Origin of the sequence: Rhodopila sp., assembly GCF_035548095.1 — a bacterium.
Classification (GTDB): Bacteria; Pseudomonadota; Alphaproteobacteria; order Acetobacterales; family Acetobacteraceae; genus Rhodopila.
Genome location: NZ_DASZUV010000020.1, coordinates 282,041 through 297,606, shown reverse-complemented (window position 1 = coordinate 297,606; position 15,566 = coordinate 282,041). Strand labels below are relative to the sequence as shown.

Below are 15,566 nucleotides of genomic sequence, written 5' to 3'. Positions count from 1 at the left end.
GCTCAGGTCACCATATTGGCAGGGGTCCGCCCCGCGAGCAGGGCGGCGATGCCGGACAACACCACCCGGCCCATCGCATCCCGGGTCTCAACCGTGGCGCTGCCCAGGTGCGGCAGCAGCACCACGTTTTCCAGCGTCAGATAGGCCGGATCGAGATTCGGCTCGTTGTTGTAGACATCCAGGCCGGCGGCCGCGACATGGCCGCTGCGCAGCGCGGCGATCAGGGCCGCGTCGTCCACCAGTGAGCCGCGCGCCGCGTTCACGATCACCGTGCCTCGCGGCAGCCGGGCGATCCGCGCGGGGTTCAGCCAGTGCCGGGTGCCGTCGCCGCCCGGTGCATTCAGCGACAGGGTCTGACAGATCGGCAGGAAACTGTCGTCATCGTCGTGGAATACCGCGCCCTGTTCCAGGTCCGGCGGCAGGCGCGCCATGTCCCGGTAATGGATTTCCATCCCGAAGCCGCGTGCCATTCGCGCCAGCTCACGCCCGATGCGGCCCATTCCGAAAATCCCCAGCCTCCGCCCGGATACCTGCGTGCCCAGCAACTGCGTGGGCGCCCAGCCGCGCCATCGTCCGGACCGCACCAGGCGTTCGCCCTCGCCGGCGCGACGGGCGGCCATCATCAACAGCAGCATGGCGCATTCCGCGGTGGCGACGCTCAGCACGTCCGGCGTGTTGCACAGCTTGATGCCGCGTGCCTGCGCGGCCGCGACGTCGACATGATCGTAGCCGACGCTGAATGTGCCGATCACTTTCACGGACGCCGGCAAGGCGGCGATCACCGACGCGTTCAGCACATCGCCGGGGCAGCACAGGATCGCATCCGCCTGAGCGTCCTGGACCTGGGCCAGCAGGTCCGGCATCACCGTCTCGGATGGCGTCAGCCTTGCATCGAAGTCCCGTGCCGCTTCGGCTTCGATGGCCGGCGGCAGGCGTCTCGTCGCCAGCAGAACGGACTTCGCCACGGTCATTCCCTCCACAGCGGATCGATGGCCGGCCGCCCGGCCAGCACCGCCGCAATATTGTCCAATGCCTTGAACCCCATGGCGTTGCGCGTCTCGCGGGACGCGCTGCCGACATGCGGCGACAGGAAGACATTGTCCAGCCTGGCGAAGCGCAGATCGAAATCAGGCTCCGACCTGAACACGTCGAGACCGGCGGCGAACAGCTTGCCAGAGGTCAGCGCCTCATGCAGTGCGTCCTCATCGATCAGGCTGCCGCGAGAGACATTCACCAGCACCGCGCCATCCGGCAGCAGGGACAAGGCGCGGCGATCCAGAATGCGGTCGGTGGCCGGGCCGCCTGGCGCGTTCAGCGACAGGAAATCGCAGTGCGGCAGCATGTCGTGAAACGATGCGAAATAAGTCGCGCCGCCTTCCAGGTGCGGCGGCAGACGGCGGCGGTTCGAGTACAGCACCTGCATGTCGAAGCCGCGTGCCCGCTGCGCCAGGGCGCGGCCGATGCTGCCCATGCCCAGGATGCCCAACCGTTTGCCGGTGACGCGCACGCCCAGCAGGTCGCCCTGGCCGATGCGATGGCGCCATCCTTGCCGCATGATCCGGTCGTACTCGTAGCCGCGTCGAGCCGCGGTGAGCATCAGCATCATGGCGTGGTCGGCGGTGCATTCGGCCAGCACGCCGGGGGTATTGGTCACCATGATGCCGCGCGCCCTGGCCGCCGGGACATCGATATGGTCGAAACCAACGCTGCTGGTGGCGCCGACGCGGACCGTATCCGGCAGGCCGGCGATCGCGTCCGCCGTCAAGGGCAGCGTGTTGGTGAACATGATCGCCTCGGCGCCATGATCCGCCGCCGCGCGGGTCACCTCGGCGACCGTCATGTCGCCCGGTCCCTCCACCACCACCGCGTCGAACTCGGCGCGCGCCCGCGCAATCACGTCGGTTGGCATCAGGCATGCCAGGACCAGCCGATGCTTCATCATCCGGCCCTAGTAGATCGTCTGCTTCAGCCGCTCCGGATAAGCCTTGTCGTACGCTTCGCCATCCATCATGCCGCGTGTGATATCGGCGAGGATCGTCCCGGTGCTGGGCAGCGACCTGCGGTCGATATGCTTGTCGGGGTTCCACAGCTCCGATCGAATCAAGGCCTTCGGGCATTGAAAATAGACCGCTTCCGTCCGCACCACGATCACCGACCTTGGCAACGTGTTGCGGAATGGAAATCGTGCGATCAGGTCCGGGTCGATGGAAATCCGCGCACGGCCGTTGACCCGCAAGGTCTCTCCGATGCCCGGGATCAGGAACAGCAGGGCCACACGGTCGTCGCGCAGAATGTTGCGCAATGTGTCCAGTCGATTGTTGCCACGCCTGTCGGGGATAGCCAGCGTTCGTTCATCCAGCACATGCACGAAGCCGGGCGGATCGCCGCGCGGCGTCACATCCAGCCCCTCGGGACCGGCACTGGCGATTGCCATGAACGGCGAGGCCTCGATCATCTTCCGGTAGTGCGGATGGATGTAGTCGACCTCCTTGGCGATCGCCGCGCCGACGGGCGTGCCGTAGAGGGCTTCCAGCGTCTCGACATCCCGGATGGTGTGGTCGTTGACGATTGCGTCCATGCTCCGTCTCCAGCTCCCCAACGACGGTGGATGTTGCCGCGCCGCAGTGTCGCCCGCAAATGCCGTCGGCCGCAAGGCGGCCTCTGCCGCGTTGCCTGAATGAGACAGGACGACCGCGGCGCTTGTCGGGCAGCGGGATCACGGCATGATGGCCGGGATGACAATGGACAAACCGCCGGAGGGACGGACATGACCAGCGTTGAGACCCTTGCCGACAAGGATGCCATCCGCGAGCTGCTCGCGACGTATTGCTTCCACCTCGACAACGATGAGTTCGAGGCGATGGCGGCGCTGTTCACGCCGGACGGCGTGTGGGAAACAGCGTTCGGCACGGGCACAGGCCGGGCCGGCATTGCCGCGCAGGCCCGCGCCATCGCCCAGGGGGAGCGGCCGCGGAGGGTGCATCAGACGACCAACATCGTGATCGACCTGCATGGCGATACCGCCATGGTGCGGTCGAACTGGTTGTTGTTTCAGAATAGTCCCGCCAACAGCTCCGATGGCCCGGTGATCGGTTCGGGCGGCGCGTATCACGACACGGTGGTGCGCCAGGACGGACGCTGGTTGTTCCGTCACCGGCGGATCGACCGCTATGTGAAGTAGCGGGCTTGGACGCCGGGCGTCACGGGATGGCGGGATATGGGGCTATCTGGCGCCGTGACAGCGGCCACGCGCGCGGCTAGGCTGTTGCGTGATGGCGGAATCACCGGGTCAGGGGCGTCGGTCGTCCGGATAATCGGATGTACGGTGATCGGATGTACGACGGGCGGGCCGGGTGAATGGCCAAAAGGGGGAAATGTCTGAATGAACGGCGCCGAAAGCCTTGTACACTCGCTGCTGAAAAGCGGCGTGACGACCTGCTTCACCAATCCGGGCACGTCGGAAATGCATTTCGTCGCCGCGCTGGATCGCATCCCCGGCATTCATTGCGTGCTCGGCCTGTTCGAAGGCGTGGTGACCGGCGCCGCGGATGGATACGCGCGTATGGCCGGCAAGCCGGCGGCAACTTTGCTGCATTGCGGTCCCGGCCTCGCGAACGGGTTGGCGAACCTGCACAACGCCCGCCGCGCCGCCACGCCGGTCGTCAATATCGTCGGCGACCAGGCGACCTATCATCGTCCGCTGGATGCGCCGCTGACCGCCGACACCGAAGGCTGGGCGCGTGGTGTCGGTGGCTGGGTGCGTACGGCGACGGATGTGAAGACGGTGGGTGCCGACGCCGCCGCTGCAGTGCAGGCCGCAATGATCGCACCCGGCCAGGTGGCGACCTTGATCCTGCCGTCCGACACGTCCTGGAACGACGGAGGCATCGTCGCCGAGGCTCTGCCGCGCCTGCCAACGCCGACGGCCGCGCCAGCCCAGATCGAGGAAGCCGCCGCCATTTTGCGCCGCGGCGGAGATGGTATCGTGCTGCTGCTGGGTGGCGTGGCGCTGCATGAGAAAGGCCTGGCGCTGGCACACCGCATCCAGTCGGCGACGGGATGCCGGGTGATCGCCCAAGGTTCCAACGCCCGCATGGCGCGAGGGCAGGGACGTCTGGCGGTGGAGCGCGTGCCCTACGTGGTGGATGTCGCGGTCAAGGCAATGGCCGGCACGAAGCAGCTGATCCTGGCCGGCGCGCGCAAGCCGGTGACGTTCTTTGCCTATCCCAACAAGCCGCAATCCTCGATCCCGGACGATGCGGAGATCCATGTCCTCGCACGGCCGGAGCAGGATAGTACCGAGGCGCTGGAACGCCTGGCGGACATGCTGGGCTGCCCGAAAGTCGCCGCACCGGACAACGGCAGCCGGCCGGAGATCGGCCGCGGGGCGCTGACGCCGGAAGCCGTGGCCGCGACGGTTGGTGCCTTGATGCCCGACGGCACCGTGATTGCCGACGAATCGGTCAGCTTCGGGCGGGGCTTCTTCGCCAATACCAAGGCGGCCGCGCAGCATGACTGGCTGAACGTGACAGGCGGCGCGATCGGCGGCGGCATGCCGATGGCCACGGGAGCGGCGATCGGTGCGCCCGGTCGCCGCGTGATCAACCTGCAGGCTGACGGTTCGGCGATGTACACGGTGCAGTCGCTGTGGACGCAGGCGCGCGAGAAGTTGGACGTCACGACGGTGCTGCTGTCGAACAGGAAGTATCAGATTCTGCTGGGCGAACTCGCCAATGTCGGTGCCAATCCAGGCCGTACCGCGCTCGACATGATGGATCTGGGGAATCCCGATATCGACTGGCCGCGCCTGGCCGGATCGATGGGGGTCGAAGCCGCGCGCACCGACAATGCCGAAGGGTTTGCCGATCTGCTGCGGCAATCGCTCAAGCAGTCAGGGCCGTTCCTGATCGAATTGCTGATATGACCGGCAGGACCGGCGTGATGCGGTGCTTGACTGTAGCGACATCCGTGCGTACATCCCTGATCGTCGCGCTGTGGACTGAGTAGTTGTCAAGTCATCGCGACGCTTGGTTGATTGAATCCGGAACCAACCGGCCGCCTTGAATAGGGAGGATATGACGATGGCAAAGACGGAACGTAGCACACGTTCGGGCGTAAAGGCTCGACCAGCGAACGGCGCTGCAGCACGGGGCCGTGGACGCCCGATGGGGGCCAAGGCCGGTCCACAAGGTGCTTTGGCGAACGGGCGCCCCGACTGGGCGACCGATCTCGTTTTCGATGTGCGGGAACCGAAGCTCGCCGTAAGCCTGCGCCTCGACGCTGACGTGCTGCGATTCTTCCGCGCCTTCGGCGCCGGTTACCAGACTCGCATCAACGAAGTGCTGAAAGCGTTCATGCATGCGCGGGAGGGGATGGAACTCAGCCCGCATGTCGTCAGCGCCAAGACATCGAGAGCCGCGACGAATGGCAAGCGCGCGCGCTGATTCGTTTCTGGGCTGACAAGACCGCTCCAGGTGCTGGAGCGGTCACGATCTCTTGAACACGCGCGTCGGCAGACATGCTCGCCATGGCAGGCCGGCATTTGCCGGCATGACGCCGGAGGCTGACCCGATCGGGTCAATGCGAATGCGGTTTGCCCGGCGCCGGCAGCCGCCGCGAGACGGCAGGCGACTCGGGTCCAGGCCGGCATTGGGCAGCGACCCATCCCTTCAGCACCAGCCGGATTTCCCGCCGCCAATCGGCGTGATGGCGTTTGAACCACGCCAGAACATCCGGATCGATCGTGATGCCGGGCTCACGCCGGGTCAGCGGGGGCCAGTCGGGAAGGCGCCGCATGGCTTCAGCGCCCGTATCCTGCGTGGTGTAGGGCCGCAGATAGGCGGCCACCAGCGCATCGTCATCCAGGAAGGCGGCGTCCTCATCGGGGTCGTTCTGAAACATGTCGCTGAAATGCACGGTCTGAAGAGTCGTGGCGGAAGGAGCGCACAGGGTCGGGAATAAAAAGGCCTGAAATCAAATGGGAGCTATGTGTTACCTGCCTATGAGGACGCCTGGGGCGAACCATATCCTTCAAAGGTTAACAAATCGTTAACCTCGCGAGACACTTGAATACATTGGTCGGTGTCGTGTGGCTCGGAGGCGACAAAGGAACGCCAGGCCAAACCTCCGGCGCCTCAGTCGGCCGCGTCGGCAATCTCGTCCCGCGGCTTCTTGCCAGCCCGGATGCGTGTCAGCGCCTGCTCGACATGGCGGCTGAACACGTATTCGGCGGGCCGCTGGTTATCCAACGGAATGTCGGCCGCCATGGGGCCCTCTGTGCGGATGCCGCGAACTGCCTGCGCCGCCGCCCGCCACGGGCGCTGGATCGTTTCGCGCACTGCTGTCGCCTCGAAACCGCAATGGACCATGCAGTCGGCGCATTTTTCGTAGTTGCCGACGCCATAGCGATCCCACTCGGTGGTTTCCATCAACTCCTTGTAGGTTTTCGCATAACCCTCCCCCAGCAGGTAACAGGGTCGTTGCCAACCGAAATAGGTGCGGCAGGGGTTGCCCCATGGGGTGCAACGAAAAGTCTGGTTCCCGGCCAGGAAGTCCAGGAACATGGATGATTGGTTGAACGCCCACTTGCCTTTCCAGCTGCCTTTTCCCTGCCGGCGGAAAATCCCGCGGAACAGCTCCTTGGTCTTCGTCCGGTTCAGGAAGTGCTGCTGGTCCGGGGCACGTTCATAGGCATAGCCGGGGGAGACCGATATGCCATCGATCCCCATCGCCATCACATCATCGAAGAAGGCGGCGACCTTTTCGGGCTCCGCGGTGTTGAACAGCGTGCAGTTGATGATGGTCCGGAAGCCGCGCCGCTTCGACTCGGCGATCGCCTTGACCGCCTTGTCGTAAACCCCGGCCTGGCAGACCGAGATGTCGTGCTCCGCCCGGCTGCCATCCAGATGCACCGACCAGGAGAACCATTTGCTGGGCTTGAAGAGGTCCATCTTCTTTTCCAGCAGCAGCGCATTGGTGCAGACGATGACGAACTTCTTGCGCGCGATCGCGCCCTCGACGATCTGATCGATTTCCCGGTGCAGCAGCGGCTCGCCGCCGGCGATCACCACCACCGGGGCGCCACATTCCTCGATCGCCTCCATGCATTCGGCAACCGACAGGCGCTGATTCAGGATTTCCGCCGGGTAGTCGATCTTGCCGCAGCCGGCACAAGCCAGATTGCAGCGGAACAGCGGTTCGAGCATCAGCACCAGGGGGTAGCGCTTGTTGCCCATCAGGTGCTGCTTGACGACATAGGCGCCGACACGCAGTGCCTGGTTCAGCGGAACGGCCATGCTGTCTGGTATCCTCTATTCGACGTCCGCGAGTTCCGCGGGGAAGCGGAACCGCACATCCTCGGCCACGCCGTCCTGGGCGGTGACCTCGATCGTATCGATCCGTCGCAACCCGTCCAAGACGCCCTGCACCAGCGTCTCTGGGGCCGAGGCGCCAGCCGTGAGTCCCACCGTCCGGATGCCCTCGAACCACGCGGCTTCCAGCGCATGGGCGTCATCGATCAGATAGGACGGCTTGCCCAGTTCCTGTCCGATCTCCCGCAGCCGGTTGGAGTTGGAGGAGTTCCTTGATCCCACCACCAGCAGCAGGTCGACCGTGTGCGCCAGGTCGCGCACCGCCTGCTGGCGGTTCTGCGTCGCGTAGCAGATGTCGCGCACGTCCGGGCCGACGATGTTCGGGAAGCGGTCCTTCAGCGCCTGGATGATCCCGCGCGTGTCATCCACCGACAGGGTCGTCTGGGTGATGTAGGCCAGCTTGTCGGGGTCGGCGACCTCCAGCGTCGCCACGTCCTCCACCGTCTGCACCAGATGCACCTTGGCGGGCACCTGGCCGATCGTGCCTTCCACCTCGGCGTGGCCGGCGTGGCCGACCAGCACGATCTCCCGGTTCTGCGCCGCGTAGCGGCGGCCTTCGTTGTGTACCTTGGCAACCAGCGGGCAGGTGGCGTTGATCACCGGCAGGCCCCGTTCCGCGGCGGCTTCTTCCACGCGCTTCGCCACGCCATGCGCCGAGAACACGGTGATCGCACCCCTGGGAATTTCATCCAGCTCATCCACGAAGATGGCGCCGCGTTTGCGCAGATCTTCCACCACGTGCCGATTGTGCACAATCTCATGCCGGACATAAATCGGAGGTCCATATTTCCGCAGTGCCCGCTCCACGATCTCGATCGCGCGTTCGACGCCGGCGCAGAATCCTCGTGGTTGGGCGAGGACGACGGTAATCATTCAGCCTTTCTCCAAGCTGCAACCGGCCTGTTCACTGCCGGTCAAGCGCATTCCGGACCGCGTGAGTCGGATATCTCCCGGGGCATATGGCAGGTCGGGCCAGAGGCTGCAACGCCGCATGCATCTGGCAGATGGTGCGTTGCCCGATCCTGGCCACCGCCGAGCGGGAAGCCGCCCTTCGCGGCGGCGGTTCGTGGCAGATTTGCCACATTTGCACGTATCGCGCGAGCGTGACACTGCGTCATGACGGGCAGCGTGGTATCGAAAATCGATTCGCTCTCCATCTGGAGAGTGTCAGGTTCGTGAGGCAGAGAGTGGCGCCGACAAGCATCGACCGGACGAAGGACGCCAGCCTGGCGCAGGCCATGACCCGCGCCGCGGAGGTGGTGGAGCAGGCGCTGGACGTACTGTTGCCGGATACCGAGGGCATGGAAGGGCGTCTGGGCGAAGCCATGCGCTATGCCACCCTGGGCGGCGGCAAGAGGATGCGCGCCTTCCTGGTGATGGAAAGCGCGGCCTTGTTCGGCGTCGCCGAAACCTCGGCAGCTCGGGTTGCCGCCTCGGTCGAAATGCTGCACGCCTATTCGCTGGTGCACGATGATCTGCCGGCGATGGATGACGACGATCTGCGGCGCGGCAAGCCATCCACGCACAAGGCGTTCGATGAAGCGACCGCGATTCTGGCGGGCGATGCACTGCAGACGCGGGCCTTCGAGATCCTGGCCGAATCGGACACTCATTCCGACCCGCAGGCGCGGTGTGAGCTGGTGGCGGCGCTGGGCGCGGCCGCCGGGGCGAAGGGTATGGCCGGTGGCCAGATGATCGACATGGTCAGCGAGGGGCAGGAGCTGTCCGCCACCGCCGTCACCCGGCTGCAGGCGCTGAAGACCGGCCGTTTGATCCAGTACAGCGCCGAAGCCGGTGCCATCCTGGGTCGAGCCAGCAGTCAGCAGAGGCATCTGCTGGCCGCCTATGGCCGTGACCTCGGTGCGGCCTTCCAGATTGCCGATGACATCCTGGACATAGAGGGCAGCGTGGCGGAGATCGGCAAGACCGCCGGCAAGGACCAGGCCGCCGGGAAGGCGACCATGGTCGCCGTGCTGGGCGCCGAGATGGCCAAGGCCCATGCCGAGATGCTGGCCCGCCAGGCCGCCGATCACTTGCGGGATTTCGGCGACCGGGCGGACACATTGCGCGCGCTGGCGGCATTCGTCGTCGCCAGGCGAAGTTGAGCAGGAGTTCCGATGAACGCATTACCCACACCGCTGCTCGACCGCGTTGCCCATCCCGCCGATCTGCGCAATTTTTCGATCGAGCAACTGAAGCAACTGGCTGATGAGCTCCGGGCGGAGACGATCGACACCGTGTCCATCACCGGGGGGCATCTGGGCGCCTCCCTGGGGGTGGTGGAACTCACGGTGGCCTTGCACGCCGTGTTCGATACGCCTTTCGATCGGCTGATCTGGGACGTCGGCCACCAGACCTATCCACACAAGATCCTGACCGGCCGGCGCGACCGAATCCGGACCTTGCGGCAGGGTGGCGGCCTGTCCGGTTTCACCAAGCGCTCCGAGAGCGAATATGACCCGTTCGGGGCCGCGCACTCCTCGACCTCGATCTCCGCCGGCCTCGGCATGGCGGTGGCACGCGATCTGAAGAACGCGCGATATCAGGCGGCGTCGGAAGCGGAGCGCGTGGCGGCGGGGCTGGCGCCGGATGACCGCAATGTCGTCGCCGTCATCGGCGATGGCGCCATGAGCGCCGGCATGGCCTATGAGGCGATGAACAACGCCGGCAGCATCAAGTCCCGGCTGATTGTCATCCTGAACGACAACGACATGTCGATCGCCCCGCCGGTCGGCGCCATGAGCGCCTATCTGTCCCGGCTGATGTCGTCGCGCAGCTTCATCTCCCTGCGCGACCTGGCGGTGAAGATGGTGAAGCGCTTCCCCAAGGGAATCGAGCGCACTGCCCGTCGCGCCGAGGAATATGCCCGCGGCATCCTGACCGGCGGCACATTATTCGAGGAGCTGGGCTTCTACTATGTGGGCCCGATCGACGGGCACAACCTGGAACACCTGCTGCCGGTCCTGCGCAACGTGCGCGAGGCGGACGAGGCCGGCGCGATCCTGCTGCATGTGATCACGCAGAAGGGCAAGGGCTATGCACCGGCGGAGCAGTCCGCCGACAAATATCACGGTGTCTCGAAGTTCAACATCGTGACCGGCGAGCAGGCCAAGGCGCCTCCGGGCCCCCCGACCTACACCCGGATCTTCGCCGATGCCCTGATCGAGGAGGCTCGCCAGGACCCGGCCATCGTCGCCGTGACCGCCGCCATGCCATCGGGCACAGGCCTGGACAGGTTCGCCAAGGCGTTTCCGGACCGTACCTTCGACGTGGGCATCGCGGAGCAGCACGCCGTCACCTTCGCAGCCGGCATGGCGACCGAAGGCATGAAGCCATTCTGCGCCATCTATTCGACCTTCCTGCAGAGGGCCTACGACCAGATCGTGCATGACGTGGCGCTGCAGTCGCTGCCGGTGCGGCTGGCGATGGATCGCGCCGGGCTGGTCGGCGCGGATGGCGCGACCCATGCGGGGTCGTTCGACATCACGTATCTGGGCTGCCTGCCGAACATGGTCATCATGGCGCCGGCCGATGAAGCGGAACTCGTCCACTCCGTCGCCACCGCCGTTGCCATCGATGACCGTCCCAGCGCCTTCCGCTACCCTCGTGGGGAGGGGACAGGCGTGGTGTTGCCGACCCAGGGCGAGGTCATGACCCTGGGCAAGGGGCGCCTGCTGCGGGAGGGGAAGAATGTTGCCATCCTCTCCCTGGGCACCAGGCTGGCTGATGCGCTCAAGGCGGCCGATGAACTCGCCGTCCGCGGCTTTCCGACGACCGTGGCCGATGCCCGGTTTGCCAAGCCGATCGACACCGCGCTGGTGGAACAGCTTGCCCGGCATCATGAGGTGCTGATCACCATCGAGGAGGGTTCGATCGGCGGCTTCAGTGCCCAGGTGATGCAGCATCTGGCCTGGAAAGGTCTGCTGGACAACGGGCTGAAGCTGCGGCCGATGGTGTTGCCGGACCGGTTCATCGACCATGACTCGCAGGCGAAGCAACTCGCCGAGGCCGGATTGGCGGTCAAGGACATCGTCGCCACCGCCCTGGCGGCGATCGGCACCGCCCCTGTACTGACGGTGCCAGCGCAGGCCTGACGGTGCAGGCCTGCTTCTTGTCCGATGGTCACGCGCCACGCGGCGCGAGCGCATGAGCGGCGATCCGTTCAGCGGCGATGCCGTCACGATCAGTGTCGTGGTGGCGATCGCCGCCTCCGTGCTTGCCGCCCTGGGGCTCGTGCAGTCGATCATCGGCTGGTGGCTGGCCGACCGGTTTCTGGCCGCCCCGCGCACGGAGCCGCCTGCCCAGCCACCGATGACGATCCTGAAGCCGCTTTACGGGGATGAGCCGCTGCTCGCGGAGGCTCTGGCATCCGTTTGCCGCCAGGCCTATCCGGCTGTCCAGGTGCTGTTCGGGGTGGGCAGCGAAACGGACGCGGCGGTGCCGGTCGCCCAGGCGCTGCGGCGGCAATTTCCTCACGTCGATATCGATGTGGTGGTGGACCCGACCCTGCACGGGCCCAACCGCAAGGTCGGCAATCTGATCAATATGCTGCCCTATGCCAAGCATGATGTGCTGGTGATTGCCGATTCCGACGTGCATGCGGCGCCCGACCTGTTGAACCGGCTGGCGGAGGCGCTGGCGCGTCCGAGGGCAGGGCTGGCCACGGTCCTGTATGCCGGGCTGCCTGCCTTTCCCGCCATGCCGTGTCGGTTCGGCGCCATGCAGATCACCCACACGTTCCTTCCCGGGGCGCTGCTGGCTCGGCGCATGGGACGGCAGGACTGCCTGGGCGCGACGATGGCGCTGCGCCGGGCAGAGTTGGATCGGATCGGTGGATTGCAGGGTCTGGTAGCCCATCTGGCGGACGACGCGGTACTGGGCCGCAAAATCCGCGCGCTGGGCCTGGACGTCGTGCTGGCGGACACGCTGGTGCTGACGACGGTGCCAGAAACAACCTGGGGTGCGCTGTTCCGGCACGAACTGCGCTGGGCCCGCACGATCCGAGCACTGGAGGCGGCCGGTTTCGGCGCGTCGATCCTGCAGTTTTCGTTGTTCTGGGCGCTGTTTCCGCTGCTCCTGACCGGTTTCACCCTCTGGTCCATCGCCGTCTTCGGCGTCGCCTGGGCGGTCCGGATGATGATCGCGGTGGCACTGGACGGTGGCATTGAACGCCGGCTGCGCCGAGAGGGCGAAGCCGGCGGCCCGGCGCTGACCTATGCGGTCGCCTCGCCGGTCTGGTTGTTGCCGCTGCGGGACCTGTTGTCGGTCGTGGTGCTGCTGGGCAGTTTTGTCAGCCGGAAGGTTGACTGGCGCGGCCACGACTTGATAGCGGACACCCCGCCGCCATCTGTCCGTCTCGACAAAACCTAGCGCCCGCCCGAGGGAAGCCACATCATGATGAAGACCCTGTTCCTGCACCCGCCGTCCTTTGACGGCTTCGACGGCGGCGCCGGCTCCCGCTACCAGGCGAAACGCGAAATCAAGTCGTTCTGGTTCCCGACCTGGCTCGCCCAGCCCGCGGCGCTGGTGCCCGGCAGCAAGCTGATCGATGCCCCGCCTGCGCGCATCGGGTTGGAGACGGTGACCCGTCAGGCCAAGGACTATGAGCTGTGCGTGATGCATACCTCCACCCCCTCCTTTGCCTCCGATCTGAAGGTCGCCGAGGCGATGAAGGCCGCCAACCCGTCGCTGAAGATCGGCTTCGTCGGCGCCAAGGTCGCGGTACAGCCGGCCGAAAGCCTGGCGCAGGGTAGCGTCCTCGATTTCGTCGCCCGCAACGAGTTCGACTTCACCATCAAGGAGATCGCCGAAGGCCGGGACTGGGCCGATATCGACGGCATCTCCTACCGCAACAAGGCCGGCGTCATCGTTCACAACCAGGAACGGGCGACGCTGGAGGATATGGACCAACTGCCGTTCGTGACGCCCGTCTACAAGCGGGACCTGCGGATCGAGGATTATTTCATCGGCTATCTGATGCATCCGTACGTGTCGCTGTACACGGGCCGAGGCTGCAAGTCGCACTGCACTTTCTGCCTGTGGCCGCAGACGGTTGGCGGGCACCGCTACCGCGTCCGCTCACCGGGGCACGTTGCAGAGGAAATCCGCCAGGCCAAGGCGATGTTCCCGCAGGTGCGTGAATTCTTCTTCGACGACGATACGTTCACCGACAACGCTCCGCGGGCCGAGGCGATCGCCAGGGAGCTGGGCAAGATGGGTGTGACCTGGTCCTGCAACGCCAAGGCGAATGTGCCGCGGGAGACGCTGAAGGTCCTGCGCGACAACGGGCTGCGGCTGCTGCTGGTCGGCTACGAGAGCGGCAACCAGAAGATCCTGCACAACATCAAGAAAGGCATGCGGGTCGAATGGGCGCGCCGCTTTACCCAGGACTGCCACGAGCTGGGGATCAAGATCCACGGCACCTTCATCCTGGGTCTGCCCGGTGAAACGAAGGAGACGATCGAGGAAACGATCCGCTTCGCCACCGAGATCAATCCGCATACGATCCAGGTGTCCCTGGCTGCGCCATATCCGGGCACCTTTCTGTACAACCAGGCGGTCGAAAACGGCTGGCTGGATGCGGAGCATGCCGAACTGGTGGATGACAGCGGCGTGCAGATCGCCCCGCTGCACTATCCGCACCTGTCCCACACCGAAATCTTCGACAATGTCGAGACATTCTACAAGCGCTTCTATTTCCGTGCGCCCAAGATCGCCTCGATTGTCAATGAGATGGTGCGCAGTCCGCAGATGATGAAGCGCCGGTTGCGGGAGGGTGTGGAGTTCTTCCAGTTCCTGCGTGAGCGTCACAAGGCCGCGTGAAGCGGGTGGACGGGGGCGTCGGGCGGCGCTCCCTGACGATCTCCGCCGATGATTTCGGACTGTCCGAAGCGGTGAACGAGGGGATCGAGCGCGCCTTTCGCGACGGTGTGCTGCAGGCGGCGAGCCTGATGGTCGCCGCGCCGGCGGCAGCGGACGCGGTGCGGATCGCTCGCGCCAATCCAGGCTTGCTTGTCGGTCTGCATCTGGTGGTGATCGAGGGACCCGCAGTGCTGCCGCCGGCTGAGATTCCCGATCTCGTCGATGCTGCCGGACAGTTTCCGTCGCACCAGCTTGGCCTCGGCGTCGCCTATTTCTTTCGCCCGCGGGTGCGGCGGCAACTGGCGGCGGAGATCCGGGCCCAATTCGACGCCTTTGCCGCGACGGGCCTGCCGTTGGATCATGCCAACGCGCATAAGCACATGCACCTGCATCCGACCGTGGGTGCGATGATGCTGCGGATCGGTCGCGAGTTCGGTCTGCGCCACATCCGCGTTCCCGCCGAACCGCCAGCCGTCATGGCTGCCTGCGGCACCCAGGTACGACTGGGCGACAGATTGCTCTACCGCTGGACGGGTTTGCTGCGGCGACAGGCGCGCCGAGCGGGCGTGGCGACCAACGATGCCTGTTTCGGTCTGGGCTGGAGTGGGCACATGACGGCCGGTCGGGTCGAGCGGCTGCTGCGGCTTCTACCGGCCGGCCAAAACGAGATCTATTTTCATCCGGCCGCGCGGCGCGATCCGACGATCGAGCGGCTGATGCCGGACTATGAGCACGAGGCCGAACTCGCGACCCTGCTGGATCCCGCGGTCGGTGAAGCGGTGCGGCACTGGCGGAACGAAGAAGTGCCGCAGCCACCTGACTCTCAGCCGCCGTAGTAGACGGTATCGCCCAGGTCCTTCATCTCCAGGATGGCGGCATCCGGCCGGCCGGCGGGCGGTTTCATCACGTAAGCATCGGTTACCTCGCCGATGACGATGCTGTGGTCGCCCATCTCCACCACCTGCTTCACCGTGCATTCCACCGCGGCAATGGCGTCGTCGAGGATCGGCGTGCCGTTCGCACCGGCATGGAAAGCTTGCCCGGAGAGCTTGCCATCCTCGACCTTTGCCGGTTTGAAGAAGCCGAACGCGATGCCCTTCTGGTCTTTGCCCAGCATATTCAGTGAGAATTTGCCGGTACCCTTCACCACGGTATGCGCGCCGGAATCCGCCTTCACGCCAACCACCACCAGCGGTGGGGCGAAGGAAGCCTGGGTCACCCAGTTCACGGTGGCGGCGCCGACATTGCCCTTGTGGTCATCGGCAGTCAGCACGTAGATCCCATAAGGGATCATGCGAAGCGCAGTCTTCTTGGCATCAGCGTCCATGGGTTCCT

14 protein-coding genes and 1 pseudogene are annotated in these 15,566 nt (G+C 65.5%); 8 read left to right on the top strand and 7 right to left on the bottom strand.

Annotation, left to right across the window (positions count from 1 at the left end; genetic code table 11):
- Positions 1 to 2: 2 nt before the first annotated feature.
- Genes VHC04_RS15860 through VHC04_RS15850 form a run of 3 tightly spaced genes read right to left on the bottom strand, consistent with a single transcriptional unit; the run spans position 3 to position 2,578 of the window.
- Positions 3 to 965 (bottom strand): 2-hydroxyacid dehydrogenase, encoded by a 963-nt coding sequence (locus tag VHC04_RS15860; RefSeq protein ID WP_413789121.1) that lies wholly within the window; start codon positions 963 to 965, stop codon positions 3 to 5.
- A gap of 2 nt (positions 966 to 967) precedes the next feature.
- Positions 968 to 1,939: a 2-hydroxyacid dehydrogenase gene (locus tag VHC04_RS15855; protein ID WP_325682977.1), complete on the bottom strand. Its 972-nt coding sequence runs from the start codon at positions 1,937 to 1,939 to the stop codon at positions 968 to 970.
- Positions 1,940 to 1,948: 9 nt separating this feature from the next.
- Positions 1,949 to 2,578, bottom strand: coding sequence for a pyridoxamine 5'-phosphate oxidase family protein (locus tag VHC04_RS15850; RefSeq protein WP_325682975.1), 630 nt, complete (start codon positions 2,576 to 2,578; stop codon positions 1,949 to 1,951).
- Between the two features lie 189 nt (positions 2,579 to 2,767).
- Here VHC04_RS15850 and VHC04_RS15845 point away from each other — a divergent pair, with 189 nt between their 5' ends.
- The 3 genes and pseudogenes from VHC04_RS15845 to VHC04_RS15835 form a co-directional block, all read left to right on the top strand.
- Entirely contained in the window at positions 2,768 to 3,181 is a 414-nt protein-coding gene (locus VHC04_RS15845; protein WP_325682973.1) for a nuclear transport factor 2 family protein, read from the top strand.
- Positions 3,182 to 3,382: 201 nt separating this feature from the next.
- Positions 3,383 to 4,924 (top strand): acetolactate synthase large subunit, encoded by a 1,542-nt coding sequence (locus tag VHC04_RS15840; RefSeq protein WP_325682971.1) that lies wholly within the window; start codon positions 3,383 to 3,385, stop codon positions 4,922 to 4,924.
- Positions 4,925 to 5,081: 157 nt separating this feature from the next.
- A pseudogene (locus tag VHC04_RS15835) lies at positions 5,082 to 5,357 on the top strand (BrnA antitoxin family protein); the annotation flags it as partial.
- Positions 5,358 to 5,577: 220 nt separating this feature from the next.
- Here VHC04_RS15835 and VHC04_RS15830 read toward each other — a convergent pair.
- The 3 genes from VHC04_RS15830 to ispH all read right to left on the bottom strand — a co-directional run bounded on the left by VHC04_RS15830 (position 5,578) and on the right by ispH (position 8,243).
- Entirely contained in the window at positions 5,578 to 5,901 is a 324-nt protein-coding gene (locus VHC04_RS15830) for a hypothetical protein (RefSeq protein WP_325682967.1), read from the bottom strand.
- Positions 5,902 to 6,134: 233 nt separating this feature from the next.
- Positions 6,135 to 7,295 carry an adenosyl-hopene transferase HpnH gene (gene hpnH / locus VHC04_RS15825; protein WP_325682965.1) on the bottom strand — a complete coding sequence of 387 codons (1,161 nt, stop codon included), beginning with the start codon at positions 7,293 to 7,295 and terminating at the stop codon, positions 6,135 to 6,137.
- 15 nt (positions 7,296 to 7,310) lie between these two features.
- The gene (gene ispH / locus VHC04_RS15820) at positions 7,311 to 8,243 is read right to left on the bottom strand and encodes a 4-hydroxy-3-methylbut-2-enyl diphosphate reductase (protein WP_408903821.1); all 933 of its coding nucleotides are present in this window, start codon (positions 8,241 to 8,243) and stop codon (positions 7,311 to 7,313) included.
- Positions 8,244 to 8,608: 365 nt separating this feature from the next.
- On the opposite strand from ispH, the gene VHC04_RS15815 reads away from it, so the two are divergent.
- The 5 genes from VHC04_RS15815 to hpnK are packed head-to-tail and all read left to right on the top strand — an operon-like array spanning position 8,609 to position 15,067.
- On the top strand, positions 8,609 to 9,475 hold the full coding sequence (locus VHC04_RS15815) for a polyprenyl synthetase family protein (protein WP_325683078.1): 867 nt from the start codon (positions 8,609 to 8,611) through the stop codon (positions 9,473 to 9,475).
- A gap of 12 nt (positions 9,476 to 9,487) precedes the next feature.
- Positions 9,488 to 11,464, top strand: coding sequence for a 1-deoxy-D-xylulose-5-phosphate synthase (gene dxs / locus VHC04_RS15810; RefSeq protein WP_325682963.1), 1,977 nt, complete (start codon positions 9,488 to 9,490; stop codon positions 11,462 to 11,464).
- Positions 11,465 to 11,516: 52 nt separating this feature from the next.
- Positions 11,517 to 12,740 (top strand): bacteriohopanetetrol glucosamine biosynthesis glycosyltransferase HpnI, encoded by a 1,224-nt coding sequence (hpnI, locus tag VHC04_RS15805; RefSeq protein WP_325682961.1) that lies wholly within the window; start codon positions 11,517 to 11,519, stop codon positions 12,738 to 12,740.
- Between the two features lie 24 nt (positions 12,741 to 12,764).
- Positions 12,765 to 14,192 carry a hopanoid biosynthesis associated radical SAM protein HpnJ gene (gene hpnJ / locus VHC04_RS15800; protein WP_325682960.1) on the top strand — a complete coding sequence of 476 codons (1,428 nt, stop codon included), beginning with the start codon at positions 12,765 to 12,767 and terminating at the stop codon, positions 14,190 to 14,192.
- Complete coding sequence (gene hpnK, locus VHC04_RS15795; protein ID WP_325682959.1) at positions 14,189 to 15,067, top strand: hopanoid biosynthesis-associated protein HpnK; 879 nt, start codon at positions 14,189 to 14,191, stop codon at positions 15,065 to 15,067. Before hpnJ ends, hpnK begins: the two co-directional genes overlap by 4 nt.
- On the opposite strand, the gene VHC04_RS15790 is transcribed toward hpnK, so the two are convergent.
- Positions 15,055 to 15,558, bottom strand: coding sequence for a flavin reductase family protein (locus VHC04_RS15790; protein ID WP_325682957.1), 504 nt, complete (start codon positions 15,556 to 15,558; stop codon positions 15,055 to 15,057). The genes hpnK and VHC04_RS15790 overlap by 13 nt on opposite strands.
- Positions 15,559 to 15,566 lie beyond the last annotated feature (8 nt).